We start from the raw sequence: 16,511 nt of genomic DNA on the forward strand, positions 1-16,511 counted from the left end.
TAATGATATTAACGACGGTAGTCGCGGAACGGACCGTCCGCAACGGAACGGCGTTCAATCAGGCGCGGGTGGACTTCAATGGACTGGGACTGTTCACGCTTGTTGACGATCCTGTCCAGCAGCATATTGAAGGCCGTTTCACCCAGCGAATCTTTCGGCTGGTGAATGGTGGTCAGCGCCGGGGTAAAGAAGCGGGCGTTGCGCACGTTGTCATAGCCGATCACCGAGATATCCTGCGGGACGCGCAGGCCGAGTTCATCCGCCGCGCAGAGCGCGCCCATCGCCATGATGTCGCCGCCGCAGAACACCGCGGTAGGGCGATGCGGCTGGGAGACGATCTGCTGCATGGCGCGATAGCCCGACTCCGGCTCGAAGTCGCCCTGAACAATCCAGTTTTCCGGCACGGTGATCAGCGCCTCTTCCATCGCTTTCATGAAACCGGCCAGACGGCCAGCTCCGGTGTTACGCTCCAGCGGTCCCGGGATCACGCCAATTTCACGATGACCGCGTTCTACCAGATAACGCCCCGCCATGTAGCCGCCTTCAAAGGCGTTATCAATAACAGAGTCGGTGAAGTCTGCGCGCGCTTCGCCCCAGTCCATGACCACCATCGGAATGTGGCGATACTCTTCCAGCATGGAAAGGACCGACTCAGGGTATTCAGAACACATAACCAGCAGGCCGTCGACGCGCTTTTGCGCCATCATTGACAGGTAAGCGCGCTGTTTTTCAATGTTGTTCCACGCGTTGCCCAGAATCAGGGTATAGCCTTTCTGGAAGCAGTTTTTTTCAACGGCTTCGATGATTTCAGCAAAGTAGGCCGCTTCACTGCTGGTGGCCAGCAGGCCAATCGATTTGGTGTGATTAACCTTCAGGCTGCGGGCGACGGCACTTGGCGAGTAGTGCAGTTCTTTGATTGCCGCCCAGACGGCATTACGCGTCTCTTCAGCGACGAAACGCGTTTTGTTAATAACATGTGATACGGTTGTAGTGGAAACGTTTGCGCGTTTTGCTACGTCTTTAATTGTTGCCATTAAATGTCACTCCAGACCATATCCTAAGCTCCTGAAAAAATTGAAGGTAAACGTTTGCCTTCTCTCACCCTTATCACGCAAACATGAGTTGCGACACGCCGGGAAAACGACACAGGACGTCAGGAGGGGGTCAGTGGCCGGTACGCTAATAAATTTAGCGTGGAATTTTGTCCTATCTTGATGAAAAGGGGAAGAGGTAAAGTGGATATCCGCTTAAATCCTGGAAGATTTTTGACCTGAACTGTGTAAAAATGAGCAAGCTCACTTTTCGTAGGGTGAATAAAAGGAGAAAAATTGATGAGTACCGATCTGAAGTTTTCGCTGTTTACCACCATTGTTGTTCTTGCCCTGATTGTTGCGGGTGGTTTAACCGCTGCGCTGCACTGATTCAGGAGGGGGGAGAACCTTCTCCCTCTCTTGCCGCTATTGTTACCTCTCCGGCAAAAATCTTTTGCCAAAATGTTAACTTCTCATTTTTTGTGATTGATGTCATGCTTTTGACTTCTTAGTTCTGTGCCGGGTTATGGCACGGTATCCGGAGTCTCTTCATGAAAATCAATTTTCCCCTGCTGGCCCTAGCGATTGGCGCCTTTGGGATTGGCACCACTGAATTCTCCCCTATGGGGTTATTGCCTGTTATCGCCCGGGGTGTGGACGTCTCAATTCCTGCGGCCGGTATGTTAATTAGCGCCTACGCGATTGGCGTGATGGTGGGCGCGCCGCTGATGACGCTGCTGCTTTCCCACCGCGCTCGCCGCAATGCGCTGATTTTCCTGATGGCGATTTTCACTCTCGGAAATGTGCTTTCCGCGATTTCGCCCGATTACACCACTCTGATGCTTTCGCGCATTCTGACCAGCCTCAACCATGGCGCCTTCTTCGGACTGGGCTCGGTTGTTGCCGCCAGCGTGGTGCCAAAACATAAGCAGGCCAGCGCGGTAGCCACTATGTTCATGGGCCTCACCATCGCTAATATCGGCGGCGTTCCCGCTGCCACCTGGCTGGGAGAAGCCATCGGCTGGCGTATGTCTTTCCTCGCAACCGCCGGACTGGGCGTGGTCGCGATGGTTGCGCTGTTCTTCTCACTGCCGAAAGGAAGTGCGGGAGAACGTCCGGAAGTACGTAAAGAGCTGGCGGTGCTGATGCGTCCTCAGGTGTTGTCCGCGCTGCTCACCACGGTGCTGGGGGCGGGGGCGATGTTTACGCTCTACACCTATATCTCCCCGGTGTTGCACGACATTACCCACGCAACGCCACTCTTTGTTACCGCGATGCTGGTGCTGATTGGTGTCGGGTTCTCGATTGGCAACTATCTCGGCGGGAAATTTGCCGACCGCTCCGTCAGCGGGACGCTGAAAGGTTTTTTAACGCTGCTGATTGTCATCATGGTGGCGATCCCGTGGCTGGCGCGTAACGAAGTGGGTGCCGCGATTGCCATGGTGGTGTGGGGCGCCGCAACCTTTGCCGTGGTGCCACCGTTGCAGATGCGCGTAATGCGCGTTGCGCACGAAGCGCCGGGGCTCTCTTCGTCGGTGAATATCGGTGCGTTTAACCTGGGCAATGCGCTGGGGGCCGCAGCGGGCGGGGCGGTGATCTCCGGTGGTTTGGGTTACAGCTTTGTGCCGGTGATGGGGGCGATCATTGCCGCACTCGGCCTGCTGCTGGTGATGATGTCTGGTCGTAAACAGCCTGAAGCGGTGTGTACGGCGGAATAAACAAAAACGCAGAAGGGCTGCCCCTTCTGCGTGTCTCTTACGCGGCGAAGTTCTTCGCAACAAATTCCCAGTTAACCAGTGCCCAGAAGTGTTCCAGGTAGTTCGGGCGCGCATTACGGTAATCAATGTAATAGGCGTGTTCCCATACGTCCACGGTCATCAGCGGCGTGGCGCTGGTGGTCAGAGGGGTACCCGCATTAGAGGTGGAAACGATAGCCAGTTTGCCATCAGCCTCTTTTACCAGCCAGGTCCAGCCGGAGCCAAAGTTTTTAACGGCTGCGTCAGTAAACTTCGCTTTAAAATCCGCGAAACTGCCGAACGCGGCGTTAATCGCTGCCGCCAGCTCACCGGCAGGTTCTCCGCCTGCGTTGGGGGCCAGGCAGTGCCAGTAGAAGGTGTGGTTCCACACCTGAGCGGCGTTGTTAAATACGCCACCGTCTGAACTGCGCACGATCTCTTCCAGCGTTTTGCCTTCAAAATCGGTGCCCTTGATCAGGTTATTCAGGTTGGTGACATAGGTCTGGTGATGCTTGCCGTAATGGTACTCCAGGGTTTCCGCGGAAATGTGCGGAGCCAGGGCGTCTTTTGCATACGGTAGTGCAGGTAATTCGAACGACATTGCTTCTCTCCTTATAGTTTTATACGTTGCCAATAACCCTACAGACAACAAGGACAGAATAGCAAATTGAAAGGGTATGCAAAAGAGGAACTTACCCTGCCACAGAGGCGGCAGGGCAGGGTTTAGCGAATGGTTTTTGGCGTCATCACGCGGCGTGCACCCACATAGTGGCGCACCCAGTAATCTTCGCTGAGGGAGGTGATCTGAATGTCCTGACCGCTGCGCGGTGACTGGATAAATTTACCGTTACCCACATACACCCCAACGTGATCGGCCGTACCGCGTCCCTGGGTGCGGAAGAACACCAGGTCGCCATTTTGCAATTCGCCACGGTTTACAGGCGCGGCGTCGCGCAGATGGTACATCTCATTGGCGGTGCGCGGAATGCGAAACTTCACCAGATCTTTATAGGCATAATAAACCAGCCCACTACAGTCAAAACCGGTGCGCGGAGAGGTGCCACCCCAGCGATACGGTTTACCTATTTGCCCCATCAGTTTGTTCATCGCCGTTTTTTGCGCTTTCTGCATACGCGCTTTATGCACGTCAGCCAGCTTCGTCACTTTTGCGCATTTCGTTTTATGGCCTTTGCGCACGGTGCATTTTTCATTCACCAGGCTGGCGGTCGTGCGGGTGGTTTTGTGCGTGCCGGAACGGAGAGTTTTGGGTTTACTGGAGGCGGTCTTTTTGGTCTGAGCGGTGGTTTTCTTCTTTACTGTTTTACTGGTGGTTTTTTTCTTACGTTCTGTGGTTTTTGCCAGATGCGATTTTTGTACAGCAGAATGCCGCGCCTGTTCAGAGGCGTTCGCCGCTGGCGTAAATGAGAGTGTGGTAAACAGTAAAGCACAGAGCGTCATCGAGATTTTAGTTATCCGCGCCACTGGGCAGTCCCCTGATAAATGCAGGCCACAATGCATACCCGCGTGAGATTTACAAAACCTGTCGATTCTAATCCATAAATTCAGAAGAAGTTAATAGCATTTTTCATTCAAAAATTATGTTTCGTTAGCAAGTGCAAAAAAATTCATCATTCTGACGCACTCCTGTTCGCTCCTTAAGCAAAACCGCACCTCGTCTGGGGATAAACGACATTAGCAATGCAACTTTATGCGATAAGCGATAATATAATTAGACGTGACAAAAATGTTATTTTCCGATGTCGGCCTGACCCGCTACAATGTCAGACTGATGCCGTAACAGAAGTTAAAGGAAGCAAGACATGAGCACCACTATTGAAAAAATTCAGCGCCAGATCGCTGAAAACCCGATTCTCCTGTACATGAAAGGTTCTCCGAAGCTGCCAAGCTGCGGCTTCTCCGCGCAAGCGGTTCAGGCGCTGTCCGCCTGTGGTGAGCGTTTTGCTTACGTTGATATCCTGCAAAACCCGGACATTCGCGCTGAACTGCCAAAATATGCCAACTGGCCGACCTTCCCACAGCTGTGGGTTGATGGTGAACTGGTCGGCGGATGCGACATCCTGATTGAAATGTATCAGCGCGGCGAACTGCAACAGCTGATCAAAGAGACTGCGGCGAAGTATAAAACCGAAGAGCCGGACGCAGAGTAAGTTTTCTGCGGATATAAAAAAGCGACCACATTATGTTGGTCGCTTTTTTTTGCCTGTGGGACTGTTGATTACCCAACCTACGATTGAAGATCGGCCTCGTCGCCCATCGGCAGCGGCCAGCCGCCGAGACGTTTCCAGCGGTTGACGATCTCACAGAACAGCTCCGCCGTACGCTCGGTGTCGTATAACGCGGAATGCGCCTGGGTGCCGTCAAACGCAATACCCGCCGTGATGCAGGCTTTAGAGAGCACGGTTTGCCCCAGCGCCAGGCCGCTCAGCGCGGCGGTGTCGAAGGTCACAAACGGATGGAATGGATTACGCTTGAGCGAGGCACGCTCGGCGGCAGCCATAGTGAAGCTGTGATCAAAGGTGGCATTGTGGGCCACCATGATGGCGCGGCTACAGTCATTCTCTTTCATGCCTTTGCGCACCATTTTGAAAATGGCGTGCAGCGCCTCGTATTCGCTTACCGCCCCGCGCAGCGGGTTTGTCGGATCGATACCGTTAAAGGCCAGCGCCTCTGGCTGTAAGTTTGCCCCTTCAAAGGGTTCAACGTGGAAATGCAGCGTGGTGTCCGGTACAAGCCAGCCCTGTTCATCCATCTTCAGCGTGATGGCGGCAATCTCAAGCAGCGCATCGGTTTTAGCGTTAAATCCGGCTGTTTCAACATCAATGACAACGGGATAAAAACCACGAAAACGGTCGCACAGACCGGTAAATTGAGCGTTATCGGACATCAGGGTCTCTTACAAGGGGGAAAAAGCAGTGCGCATTATGGCAAATTTTGAGAGGGGATGCAGCAAAACAACGGGCGCATAGTGCGCCCTGCGGGATCAATTGCCCAGGCCGCGACCAGCGTCTTTGGCTTCGATCAGTTCGATTTTATAACCGTCCGGATCTTCCACAAACGCAATTACGGTGGTACCGCCTTTAACCGGACCGGCTTCACGGGTGACGTTACCGCCATTGCTGCGGATACGTTCGCAGGCTTCGGCGGCGTTATCCACTTTCAGCGCGATGTGGCCGTAAGCTGTACCCAGCTCGTAGCTGTCCACGCCCCAGTTGTAGGTCAGCTCGATGACCGCTTCATCAGATTCCGGGCCGTAACCGACAAACGCCAGAGAGTATTTATATTCCGGATTTTCGCTGGTGCGCAGCAGCTTCATGCCCAGAACGTTAGTGTAGAAATCGATGGAACGTTGCAGGTCGCCAACGCGCAGCATGGTGTGAAGTAGGCGCATAATTTCCTCATTAACCAGTGGAATGGATTATCTTTTTGAACAGAAACGATGTTTTAGTATAGCGGCGAAAGGTCGCCGCTATCAATGTACAAAGCGGGATTACAGTGAAGGGTAGTCGGTATAACCTTCCGCGCCGCCGCCATAGAAGCTTTCAGGACGCTGCGGGTTCAGTTCGGCTTTTTTCTGCAAACGGGCAACCAGATCCGGGTTAGCAATGTAGTCACGGCCAAAGGCCACGGCGTCGATCAGGCCTTTACCGATCAAATCCTCGGCTTTCTCTGCCGTATACGCACCCGCCCCGATAATCACGCCGTGGAAGCGCTCGCGCACTTTCTGACGGAAGGCTTCACTGTAAGGCTTGCCGCCTGCCCAGTCCGGCTCGGACATGTGCAGATAGGCGATACCGCGTTTCGCCAGCTCTTCAATCAGATACAGCGCGTCTGCTTCTTCGTTCGGACCGTTGTCGACGTTCTGGAAAGTACCGATCGGGGAGACACGAATACCAATGCGGTCTGCGCTCCACTCATTACAGACAGCATCCACCACTTCAAGCACCAGACGCGCGCGGTTTTCAACGCTGCCGCCGTACTGGTCGGTACGCTGGTTGGAAGACGGGGACAGGAACTGATGCAGCAGGTAACCGTGCGCAGAGTGAAGCTCAACCAGGTCGAAGCCCGCTTCCCGGGCGTTGGCGACGGCCTGACGGAAATCATTCACGATACCCGGGATCTCGTCCAGCTCCAGCGCGCGTGGCGTGGTGGTGTCGACGCGGATCGCATTACCGTTTTCATCGCGCAGGGAAGTGCGGGTATTGGCGTTCAGGGCAGAGGCAGAAACCGGCGCCTGACCGCCAGGCTGGATGCTGCTGTGTGAGATACGACCGGTGTGCCACAGCTGAACCGCAATACGGCCATCTTCAGCATGCACGCCTGCGGTGATTTTTTTCCACGCGGCGATCTGTTCCGGGCTGTGCAGACCCGGTGCACCGGCGTAGCCTTTTGCCTGGGCAGAAATCTGCGTGGCTTCGGAGATAATCAGGCCCGAGCTGGCGCGCTGACGGTAATACTCACCCATCAATGGCGTTGGGATATCGCCCGGCTCGATGCTGCGCAGACGGGTAAGTGGGGCCATAAACACGCGGTTTGGGGCAGTAACGGCACCCACTTTCAGTGGGGTAAACAGCTTTTCAGCGGACATAACGGCTCCTGAGTAGACCAGTCGACTAGTAAAAGGGTAAATAAAAACGCCGGCTACACGCCAGGCGCGGTAATACAGTTTTTCACATGCGCCAGCGCGCTTTCGAGCGGCACGGCGCTGCGAGACATTTTTGCTTGCAGGTTGGCGCCTAACCAGAGGGAATAGAGCACCTGTGCCTGCGTGAGCGGATCGCCGGAGAAGGAGAGCGTTTTTTCATTGCGCCCGCTCTCCAGCGCCTGAGCCAACAGGGCAATAACGCCGCTGGCCCCTTTATCCATTGCGGTGCGCATATCTTCGGAGAGATCGCACACTTCGGCAGACAGTTTTACCGTCAGGCAGCCGCTGATGATGCCCTGCTGACAGAACTGCGTCAGCGTTTCCTGATAGTAGTTCAGAACACGATCCCGGTAGTCACCTTCACCGCTGGCGAAGTGGGTTGCCAGGCGCTGATGGTAGCTGGCGTAGTGCCGCTCCAGCATGGCAACGCCAAACGCCTCTTTGGATCGAAAATAGTGATAAAACGATCCCTTAGGTACTTCAGCGGTTTTTAACAACTCGCTCAGCCCCATACCGGTAAACCCGCGATGCATGCAAAGGCGCTCGCCGGTAGCCAGCAAATGTTCTCGTGTATCGTGTTCAGTGTGTCTGCTCATGCCCTTACTCTAATAGACCGTTCGGTCTAATGCAAGCCCGCTTAGCGACGACATTGCGACAGAATATCCAGCTGCGGTTGATAAACCGCTGATTTCACGTCCATCATGCCCAGAACGGTGGCGAATAAATTGTCCTGTGAAACCGCCTCTTTTGCGGCATGGTCACGCAGGCAATCCGTGTTTACGCCGAAGTTTTTCGCATAATCCGGGGAGAGCCAGAACATAAACGGAATATGCGTTTGCTGCTCCGGGGCCAGCATATACGGCGTACCGTGCAGGTAAATTCCGCTTTCGCCCAGCGATTCACCGTGATCGGAGAGGTAAATGAGCGCCGTGTTCATGTTGGCCTGCCGGGCTTTTAGCGCGTCGATGGTTCGGCTGACCACGCTGTCGGTATACAAAATCGAGTTGTCATAGGTATTGATCAGCGACTGATGATCGCAATCCTGAATTTCATTGGTATCGCAGGTTGGGGTGAACTTGCGAAAGCTGTCCGGATAACGGTTGTAGTAGGCCGGACCGTGGCTGCCCATCAGATGAATAACCAGAACCGTATCCTGCTTTATTCCATCCAGTACGTTGTCCAGACGGTAGAGGTTGACGTCGTCGATACAGGATTTGTCCTTACAGAACTGATCCAGTTTCCACTGGGTCATGTCCGTGTGCGGCACGCGGTCGCAGGCGCCTTTACACCCGCCGTCGTTGTCGCGCCACAGCAGGTTGAAACCGGCATGGTTAAGTACATCGAGCAGACCTTCCTGGTGATGGGCGAGGTCCGCGTCATATTTTTTCCGCGTCATGCCGGAGAACATGCAGGGGACGGAAACGGCGGTTTCCGTGCCACAGGAGGAGGCCTGGGGGAAGTTGATGACATCCTGCTTTTTCAGCTCGGGGTTGGTTTCACGCGGGTAACCATTTAACGAGTAGTTTGCGGCGCGGGAGGCTTCGCCCACCACCACAATCAGCACGGTTTTCTTGCGTTGGCTGGAAATCAGCGCGCCTTTATGAGCATCCTCGCCAATGCGGACCAGCGTCTGGTCGCCGGCAAACCAGCGCATTTTGCTGTATTTCACCACGGCGCTCACGTAATTCGCCGGGGTGACCATTTTGACGATGCTTTTGTTATTGCGGAACAGCGAAGCATAGTCTTTATAAAACACCGCCGCGACCAGGATGATCACCAGCAGCGCACCCAGCATAGCGGCGACACGCGTCAGGAGGGCATACCACCATTTTCCGGTGCGAATGCGCGTCAGGGCTAAAATAATCGATGGAACCAGACCCGCAACGACCAGCCACAGGATCATCTGCGGCGTCACCAGGGCAGTCGCTTCCTGGGAATTAGTTTCGAACACGTTAACAATCATGTTCTGATCGATAACCGTGCCATAGGTATACATAAACCAGGTTGCGGCGGCGCATCCCAGGGTCAGGACAATCATGAGCGGCTTGCGAACAAAGGGAATATTCAGCAGGCTGAAGACAATCACCCAGCCGCAGAACAGCACCAGCGGCACGCTGGCAGCAAACAGGAGATCGTGCAGATGCGCAGGCGCAATGATTGACCAGCTGCGCTGGATAAACAGTGCATTCAGTACGGTGAAGAAAAGTGCACAGCCCAGAGTAAATTTTATATCGTTACAGTGTAACTTTTTAGTGAACCACATGATGACCAGACCATTCGTTATATCAATGCGGCGAGTATAAGAAGGGAAGATTAGCGAAACCTTAATGCTCTGTTTGTGGCGGACATCCTTGCATGCAAGCCATTTAGGGTCTTCACTGTAGGGAATAATGACGTTCTGGAGGTAGGTGTGGCAGAGCAACTGGAGTTTTTCCCTGTCCAGAGCCCGTGCCGGGGTATTTGCCAGGTAGATGAACGAGGATACTGTCGTGGCTGCATGCGCACGCGCGATGAACGTTTTAACTGGCAAAATTTCAGCGACGCGCAAAAGCAGGAGGTCTTACGGCTCTGTCGACAGCGTCTGCTGCGTAAAATTCGTGCAAACAAAGCGGTTGAAAGCGTAGAACCTCAGCAACCTTCACTGTTTTAGCAGGGTAATTGCGTATACTGGTGACATGACTTCCTTGAGGAAAATGTTATGGTTCAGCGTATTACCCTTGCCCCGCAGGGCCCGGAATTCTCCCGATTTGTTATGGGCTACTGGCGCCTTATGGACTGGAATATGTCTCCGGTCCAGCTGGCGGACTTTATAGAAGAGCATCTCGATCTCGGGATCACCACCGTCGATCACGCTGATATTTATGGCGGCTATCAGTGCGAGGCTGCCTTTGGCGAAGCGCTGAAGCGTGCGCCGGCGCTGCGTGAACGTATGGAGATTGTGACCAAATGCGGTATTGCCACCACAGCAAAACCGGAGCATGCGCTTGGGCATTACATCACTGACAGCGCGCATATCGTTAAAAGCGCCGAGCAGTCACTGATTAACCTGGCCACCGATCGTATCGACCTGCTGCTGATCCACCGACCCGATCCGTTGATGGATGCGGATGAGGTCGCGGAAGCCTTCCTGACGCTGCACCAGAGCGGCAAAGTGCGCCATTTTGGCGTGTCTAACTTCACCCCGGCACAGTTTGCGCTATTGCAGTCTCGCCTGCCGTTTACGCTGGCGACGAATCAGGTGGAGATCTCGCCTGTTCATCAGCCGCTGCTGCTGGATGGCACGCTCGACCAACTGCAACAGCTGCGCATCCGTCCAATGGCATGGTCCTGTCTGGGAGGCGGCCGCCTGTTTAACGATGAGGCATTCCAGCCGCTGCGTAACGAGCTTGAAACGGTGGCGCGCGAACTGAATGCGGAGAGTATCGAGCAGGTGGTTTACGCCTGGATCCTGTGCCTGCCGTCTAAACCGCTGCCAATTATTGGCTCCGGCAAAATTGAGCGCGTCCGCGCTGCGCTTGTGGCTGAGGAGCTGGATATGACGCGTCAGCAGTGGTTCCGCATCCGCAAGGCGGCGCTGGGCTACGACGTACCCTGAGCACGCCTGTACCTGACTTTCCGGTGAAATCTGCGCCGCTGGTATAGACTTAAGGTGCAAAAAATAACCCGTGGAGGTCTTATGAAGCGTTTTGCTCTGGCAATGGTCACGCTGGTTGTTTGTGCAGGTGCGCAGGCAGCCAGCGAGGACGTTGAAATGAATCTCGTCACTTCTCAGGGGGTAGGCCAGTCCATCGGGACGGTGAAAATCACCGAAACCGATAAAGGGCTGGAATTTGCTCCCGATCTCAAGGCTCTTCCACCCGGCGAACATGGTTTTCACGTTCATGCCAAAGGCAGCTGTCAACCCGCAATGAAAGAGGGGAAACCAACAGCTGCGGAAGCCGCAGGGGGGCATCTCGACCCGCACAACTCCGGTAAGCATGAAGGCCCGGAAGGGATGGGGCACCTCGGCGATCTGCCGGTGCTGGTGGTAAATAACGATGGTAAAGCCACCGATCCGGTTGTGGCGCCACGACTCAAAAAGCTTGACGAGGTCAAAGGCAAGGCGCTGATGGTCCACGTGGGCGGCGATAACATGTCCGATCAGCCTAAACCGCTTGGCGGCGGCGGGGCGCGCTATGCCTGCGGGGTGATCTGATCGCCAATCGTTCCGGGTGGCGGCGCCTGTTCCAGCTGTGACAGGGAGCAGTGCAGCCGCCAGATAATGGACGCCAGATCGCGGGCCGCAGGCTGATGATGGTGCGCCAGCGCGTCGCAAATACGCTGAAGCTCGGCGAGCGTGACGCTCAGGGGGCGCTGCTGCACCCCGCGCTCGCTCATCACATCTCGGAGCATGGAAATACAGTTATCACGGACCTGCGACAGCGGATCGGAACGCGTCTCCCAGGCGCGCAGTTGCCACACCACGTGCGAACAGTTTAACAGCACCACGCCCCAGCGCAGCAGCCAGCGACGGGAGAGTGAATCCTGGCTGTTGTTCAGCTGGCTGACATGATGGTAAACCAGCGATTCATACTCGCTTTCGCGCAGATGTGGCCTGCGGCTCAGCTGATCGACAAAACCCCTGCGCAACTCCCGAATATGCCTGCGGCTTTTACGCGCGTCCGAGCCCGGGCGTAGCACAGCGAAAGCCAGCCACGCCAGCCCCACGCCGAGGATCTTCGCCAGGTTGTCGTTGAGAAAATCAGCGTAATCGTAAACCGGTGGATTCGTTACAGAGATAAATGAGCCCATAAAAACAATCAACTGACCCCACAGACCGGCCAGTTTAGGCATTTGCAGTTTGAGCAACTGCATGGTGGTTAATAGCGGGAAGAGAAACAGCAGAAATTGCCAGAGGTCGGTTATCTGCACCATCAAACCAAATTTCACCACGAAGCTGAATAGCGACAGCAGTACCAGCGTACGCAGCAGAAGCGTAAGGGAATTAAAGGGGGAAGCGGCGACGGAATAGAGCACGCAGCTGATTGCCGCAAGCGTCAGGGCCGCACTGCCCGCATCCCATTGCGTGGTGATGGCCCATGCGCCCACGGCCGTCAACGCACAAAACGTACGAAAACCGCTCCACAGCGCCTCCATTGCGTCGGTATGGCGCGCCAGAGCAGGACTACCGGGAACGGAAAATTCGGTGACGGGCGTGGCATTTTCGACGGCTTTTAACCAGCGGCTGCTACGCAGATACAGGCGGCAGAAATAGTTCAGACGCTGCCAGAAGGCACGATGCCTGTAGTCATATTCATCCGTTGGGGCGAGCGGCGCGATAATGCGGGCCACGGTATAGATATCGGCATCCGGACGCGCAAGAGCGGCGAGCAGCGCCTCGATAATCTCCCGGGTATGGGCTGGCGGTGCAGGCCAGTTCAGCAACATCCGGCGAAGGCTCGAGATCGCGCTCGTCATCCGCAATTGCTGGTGCAGTAAATAGTTCAGAAGCGTGTTCTGGCGACGAAAACGGTAGTGGCTCCAGAAAGCCTGGATGCGCAACAGGTTCATGGTCAGGATCTGGCCGATGACCTTTTCGTGCGCGAGGCGGATGTCATCGCTGCTGTCAGGCTGCCAGAGCAGGCTGGCATGTTCCAGCAAACGTGCGTGCATCGTTTTAAGGGCGGTGATAAGCGTAGTGCCATCTGAGGTACTGGGCAGGATCATCATCATGACGCCTCCGCACAGAATGCCGACCATCACTTCACACACGCGTGCCTGGGCGATATCCCACAGCTCGGTGGTATCCAGCACGTTGACGACCGGAAAGGCGATAATGGCCGCGGTGTAACCCGCCAGCTGAAACGCATAGGCAACGTTATTGGTAAAATGGGCGCAGGCCCAGGTACACAGCCCCAGCCATGCCGACATGCCTAACAGAAAGAGCCAGGGATCGTTCAGGGTATGGCCGGCAAGAAGCAGTGCGGCGGTTGCCCCCAGCAGGCTACCCGCCACGCGCCCGAGGCTTTTACTGATAACGCCCCCGACGGTAGGGAAGCTGACGACCGCCGCAGAGGTCATCGCCCAGTAAGGCTCATCCAGATTCAGATAATAGGCAACCGTAAGCGCAAGGCACATGGCGATGCCGTTGCGCAGCGCGTAACGCCACTGCGGCCGTGTCGCTTTTATCCACGGCGTATTGCGCCAGGAGAAAGCCCCCAGGTTCATCATCGCGATCCGATGGCGACGGTGCAGGTTGTGCCAGAGACCAGGGTAATGTCTTTCGGCAGTTGATCAAACTCGACGCGAACAGGCACCCGCTGAGCCAGGCGCACCCACGGGACGTTGGGTTTAATGTCAGGCACCAGGCCAGAATCGGTTTCCACGCTCTGATCGTATATTGCCCGACCTATGCTGCTAACGTGACCCTGTAACGTTTCTGCGCCGCTGTAAAGCGTGATCCGGGCAGGCGCTCCCTCGCGGATATGGCGCAGCTTGGTCTCTTCAAAATAACCTACAACATAGAAAGAGTGGCTATCGACCAGGGCGAAGACCGGCTGGCCTGTGGTGGCGTAATCACCCACACGGGTAGACAGGCTCGTGATCCATCCATCCACCGGGGCTTTGACCACGGTCTGGGTCAGTTGCCACTCGGCCTGTTTCAGCGTTGCCTCTGCAACCTTCAGGCTGGCCTGCATGGCTTTTACATTGATATTGGCGGTATCGAGATCCTCCGCAGAGATGTAATTTCTCGACAGATGGCGGCGGCGTTCGGCTTCGTTATTGGCTTTTGCCAGATCTGATTGAGCTTTTGCGAGCTGCGCCTGGGCATTAAGCACCGCAATGTGGAAAGGGGTCTCGTCGATGCGGAATAGCACATCGCCCGCATGAACGTACTGGTTGTCCTTCACCAGCAGCGCGCTGATACTGCCGGACACCTGCGGCGTGATGCTGACCTGTTCCGCGCGGATCTTGCCGTCACGCGTCCAGGGCGACTGCATGTAATAATTCCAGAGCCACCAGCCGGCCATCACCGCCAGCGCTAAAACGAAAAGAGTGGAAAAATATTTTAACGTTTTCAATGCTATTCTCACCACACGGTTAACACGGCAAGGCCAAGACAGACGGAGAGGGTAAACAGGGAGAGATCCATTAACATCGGGTGCCAGATTTCACCAGAATACATCCAGTCGCGCAGCAGACGATGCGCAATGAGCCAGATTACAAAACCGACCATCACGGCTTTAAACAGTGGCGGAAAGTAGACCGATGCGCCAACAATCAAATCCTGGAGGGGCAACCCTGCGGAGAAGGAAAACAACGTCACAAGCAGCGATCCTTTGCGGTGGAATGAGGGCCACATTGGCAGATTTCAATGCGATGGCGCATTACCATTCAGTGTAAATCATCCTTTAAGGAATGATGAATACCGTGATTGCATTTGTTTTGGCAATACAAATACTGCAAACTATTCTAAAATCACTATAATCACTTAGCAAGCTAATTATAAGGAGATGAAATTGGAATCGCCATTAGGTTCTGATCTGGCAAGGTTGGTACGCATCTGGCGTGCTCTGATTGACCATCGCCTGAAACCTCTGGAACTTACGCAGACGCACTGGGTTACGCTGCATAACATTCATCAGCTCCCGCCCGATCAGTCACAGATCCAACTGGCAAAAGCGATTGGAATTGAGCAGCCGTCTCTGGTGCGTACCCTTGACCAGCTGGAAGAGAAGGGACTCATCTCCCGACAAACCTGCGCCAGCGACCGTCGCGCCAAGCGGATCAAATTGACGGAAAAAGCGGCCCCGATTATCACTGAGATGGAAACCGTCATCAGTAAAACGCGAGGGGAGATCCTGGCCGGTATTTCCCCCGCTGAGCTGGAAATGCTGATCGGACTCATCGCCCGTCTTGAGCAAAACATCCACGATTTACAGTCGCGCGACTGACGTTGTTTACAGGCCTTGCTGGTGCAAGGCCTCTGTCATGTTCTGAACACCACCACCCGGTTGCGGCCCGTCTCTTTTGCCTCGTACATGGCTTTATCCGCGCTTTCCACACAGGTTTCAGCGCTGGTCTCCGGCGAGGTGGCGGTGAATACCCCCATACTGATAGTTATCGGTTCCGGGAGATAACCGCCGCTGCTAACGTTGTCGAAACCGCTCAATTTGAGACGTATGCGTTCGGCAACCTGTTGCGCAAGATCGGAAGGGGTATTTGTCAGCATGAGCACAAATTCTTCGCCGCCGATCCGCGCTGCGATATCCTGCGGTCGCACTGAATCGGTCAACAGGTTTGAGACAAACTGTAAAACCTTATCCCCCTGCAAATGGCCGTAGCAGTCGTTAATGCGTTTGAAACGGTCAAGATCGCTCACGATCACCGATACCGGGTGCGCCAGGGTTGCTGTACTCAGCGCGTGGTTTAATGAATCATAGAAATAGCTACGATTATACAGACGGGTGAGGGGATCGCGGATCGAGTTTTGATAAGACTCCTGATATTTTACATGCGAGTCACGATACAAATTAAATACATCGGAAAGTAAGATGAAGATAATGATTAATGTAGCGACAGTTTCGAATAACCGTGCCCGGTACCATGAAATATCTTCAGCGTGTCCGCCTAACAATAGCATGAGCAGGGTGACGATATAACAGACGCATAAAAAATTGCCGCCGACCCAAAACAAATTCCTCACGCGGGTAATGGCCATCAGGGTGATTAACGTTACTACCCAAAGGACGATCAAAATAATATTAATCGCCTGGCTCCAGAGAACCATAAACTGTCGGGTTTCATTGTCTACCAGGTCCAGTGTGAGCAGGGTTGAATGGCTGGAATAGAACAATGCCAGCCCAAGCATACTGCCCGTAAAGAGCGAGGCGCCGACAACGATACCGATGTGGGTGCTTCGTGAGAGAGCGGACGTACGCAGGGTATACAGCAATGCCGAGATGATTATCAGCACCGCCATTAAAAAGTGGCGGAACATATAGAAAATCATGGCGTCATTATAGTTCGCCACGTTGAACTGATAGAGATCAAGCCAGGCCGGGAAGCTGGACAGAGTCCCCACCATCAATAACGCTGAGC

The 16,511-nt window shown here is 54.7% G+C and carries 19 protein-coding genes; 7 read left to right on the top strand and 12 right to left on the bottom strand.

All coding sequences use genetic code 11. The features are described from left to right. Positions 1-8: 8 nt before the first annotated feature. Positions 9-1,034 carry an HTH-type transcriptional repressor PurR gene (gene purR / locus IMQ56_RS06650; RefSeq protein ID WP_003857634.1) on the bottom strand — a complete coding sequence of 342 codons (1,026 nt, stop codon included), beginning with the start codon at positions 1,032-1,034 and terminating at the stop codon, positions 9-11. A gap of 297 nt (positions 1,035-1,331) precedes the next feature. Here purR and IMQ56_RS06655 point away from each other — a divergent pair, with 297 nt between their 5' ends. Together IMQ56_RS06655 and IMQ56_RS06660 are read left to right on the top strand one after the other, a co-directional pair. After that, entirely contained in the window at positions 1,332-1,421 is a 90-nt protein-coding gene (locus tag IMQ56_RS06655; RefSeq protein ID WP_003857632.1) for a YnhF family membrane protein, read from the top strand. A 161-nt stretch (positions 1,422-1,582) separates the two neighbouring features. Beyond that, entirely contained in the window at positions 1,583-2,749 is a 1,167-nt protein-coding gene (locus IMQ56_RS06660; protein WP_017384607.1) for an MFS transporter, read from the top strand. Positions 2,750-2,786: 37 nt separating this feature from the next. On the opposite strand, the gene sodB is transcribed toward IMQ56_RS06660, so the two are convergent. Continuing rightward, complete coding sequence (sodB, locus tag IMQ56_RS06665; protein WP_017384606.1) at positions 2,787-3,368, bottom strand: superoxide dismutase [Fe]; 582 nt, start codon at positions 3,366-3,368, stop codon at positions 2,787-2,789. A 122-nt stretch (positions 3,369-3,490) separates the two neighbouring features. After that, positions 3,491-4,249, bottom strand: coding sequence for a C40 family peptidase (locus IMQ56_RS06670; protein WP_017384605.1), 759 nt, complete (start codon positions 4,247-4,249; stop codon positions 3,491-3,493). Between the two features lie 338 nt (positions 4,250-4,587). On the opposite strand from IMQ56_RS06670, the gene grxD reads away from it, so the two are divergent. After that, positions 4,588-4,935, top strand: coding sequence for a monothiol glutaredoxin 4 (gene grxD / locus IMQ56_RS06675; protein WP_003832760.1), 348 nt, complete (start codon positions 4,588-4,590; stop codon positions 4,933-4,935). 77 nt (positions 4,936-5,012) lie between these two features. Here grxD and rnt read toward each other — a convergent pair whose 3' ends face one another. The 5 genes from rnt to eptA all read right to left on the bottom strand — a co-directional run bounded on the left by rnt (position 5,013) and on the right by eptA (position 9,693). Beyond that, positions 5,013-5,672: a ribonuclease T gene (gene rnt, locus IMQ56_RS06680; RefSeq protein WP_003857625.1), complete on the bottom strand. Its 660-nt coding sequence runs from the start codon at positions 5,670-5,672 to the stop codon at positions 5,013-5,015. Positions 5,673-5,768: 96 nt separating this feature from the next. Continuing rightward, a complete protein-coding gene (gloA, locus tag IMQ56_RS06685) occupies positions 5,769-6,176 on the bottom strand; it encodes a lactoylglutathione lyase (RefSeq protein WP_196063610.1) in 408 nt (135 codons plus the stop codon). Between the two features lie 99 nt (positions 6,177-6,275). After that, a complete protein-coding gene (locus IMQ56_RS06690; RefSeq protein WP_023299948.1) occupies positions 6,276-7,373 on the bottom strand; it encodes an alkene reductase in 1,098 nt (365 codons plus the stop codon). Between the two features lie 53 nt (positions 7,374-7,426). Beyond that, positions 7,427-8,026 (bottom strand): TetR/AcrR family transcriptional regulator, encoded by a 600-nt coding sequence (locus IMQ56_RS06695; protein WP_017384602.1) that lies wholly within the window; start codon positions 8,024-8,026, stop codon positions 7,427-7,429. Between the two features lie 41 nt (positions 8,027-8,067). Further along, on the bottom strand, positions 8,068-9,693 hold the full coding sequence (gene eptA / locus IMQ56_RS06700) for a phosphoethanolamine transferase EptA (RefSeq protein WP_045329740.1): 1,626 nt from the start codon (positions 9,691-9,693) through the stop codon (positions 8,068-8,070). A 147-nt stretch (positions 9,694-9,840) separates the two neighbouring features. On the opposite strand from eptA, the gene IMQ56_RS06705 reads away from it, so the two are divergent. The 3 genes from IMQ56_RS06705 (at position 9,841) to sodC (ending at position 11,625) form a co-directional block, all read left to right on the top strand. Further along, entirely contained in the window at positions 9,841-10,080 is a 240-nt protein-coding gene (locus IMQ56_RS06705) for a DUF1289 domain-containing protein (RefSeq protein ID WP_032619785.1), read from the top strand. A gap of 48 nt (positions 10,081-10,128) precedes the next feature. Beyond that, on the top strand, positions 10,129-11,025 hold the full coding sequence (locus IMQ56_RS06710; protein ID WP_017693550.1) for an aldo/keto reductase family oxidoreductase: 897 nt from the start codon (positions 10,129-10,131) through the stop codon (positions 11,023-11,025). Positions 11,026-11,106: 81 nt separating this feature from the next. Next, positions 11,107-11,625 (top strand): superoxide dismutase [Cu-Zn] SodC, encoded by a 519-nt coding sequence (gene sodC / locus IMQ56_RS06715; protein ID WP_023303563.1) that lies wholly within the window; start codon positions 11,107-11,109, stop codon positions 11,623-11,625. Here sodC and IMQ56_RS06720 read toward each other — a convergent pair. From IMQ56_RS06720 to IMQ56_RS06730, 3 genes are read right to left on the bottom strand one after another with little or no spacing between them, the layout of a single operon-like run. After that, on the bottom strand, positions 11,604-13,637 hold the full coding sequence (locus IMQ56_RS06720) for an FUSC family protein (protein WP_196063611.1): 2,034 nt from the start codon (positions 13,635-13,637) through the stop codon (positions 11,604-11,606). The two genes, sodC and IMQ56_RS06720, sit on opposite strands and share 22 nt — an antisense overlap. Beyond that, positions 13,637-14,497: an HlyD family secretion protein gene (locus tag IMQ56_RS06725; RefSeq protein ID WP_026080710.1), complete on the bottom strand. Its 861-nt coding sequence runs from the start codon at positions 14,495-14,497 to the stop codon at positions 13,637-13,639. The genes IMQ56_RS06720 and IMQ56_RS06725 overlap by 1 nt, the downstream gene beginning before the upstream one ends. Positions 14,498-14,499: 2 nt before the next feature. Further along, positions 14,500-14,736 carry a DUF1656 domain-containing protein gene (locus IMQ56_RS06730; RefSeq protein WP_003857607.1) on the bottom strand — a complete coding sequence of 79 codons (237 nt, stop codon included), beginning with the start codon at positions 14,734-14,736 and terminating at the stop codon, positions 14,500-14,502. Positions 14,737-14,923: 187 nt separating this feature from the next. Here IMQ56_RS06730 and slyA point away from each other — a divergent pair, with 187 nt between their 5' ends. Further along, positions 14,924-15,364 carry a transcriptional regulator SlyA gene (slyA, locus tag IMQ56_RS06735; protein ID WP_006808997.1) on the top strand — a complete coding sequence of 147 codons (441 nt, stop codon included), beginning with the start codon at positions 14,924-14,926 and terminating at the stop codon, positions 15,362-15,364. A 35-nt stretch (positions 15,365-15,399) separates the two neighbouring features. On the opposite strand, the gene IMQ56_RS06740 is transcribed toward slyA, so the two are convergent. Next, positions 15,400-16,511: GGDEF domain-containing protein (locus IMQ56_RS06740; protein ID WP_196063612.1), on the bottom strand; the 1,112-nt coding region annotated here is incomplete at its 5' end.

The organism is Enterobacter sp. Res13-Sevr-PEC09-46 (genome assembly GCF_015672585.1).
Taxonomy (GTDB): domain Bacteria; phylum Pseudomonadota; class Gammaproteobacteria; order Enterobacterales; family Enterobacteriaceae; genus Enterobacter; species Enterobacter hormaechei_C.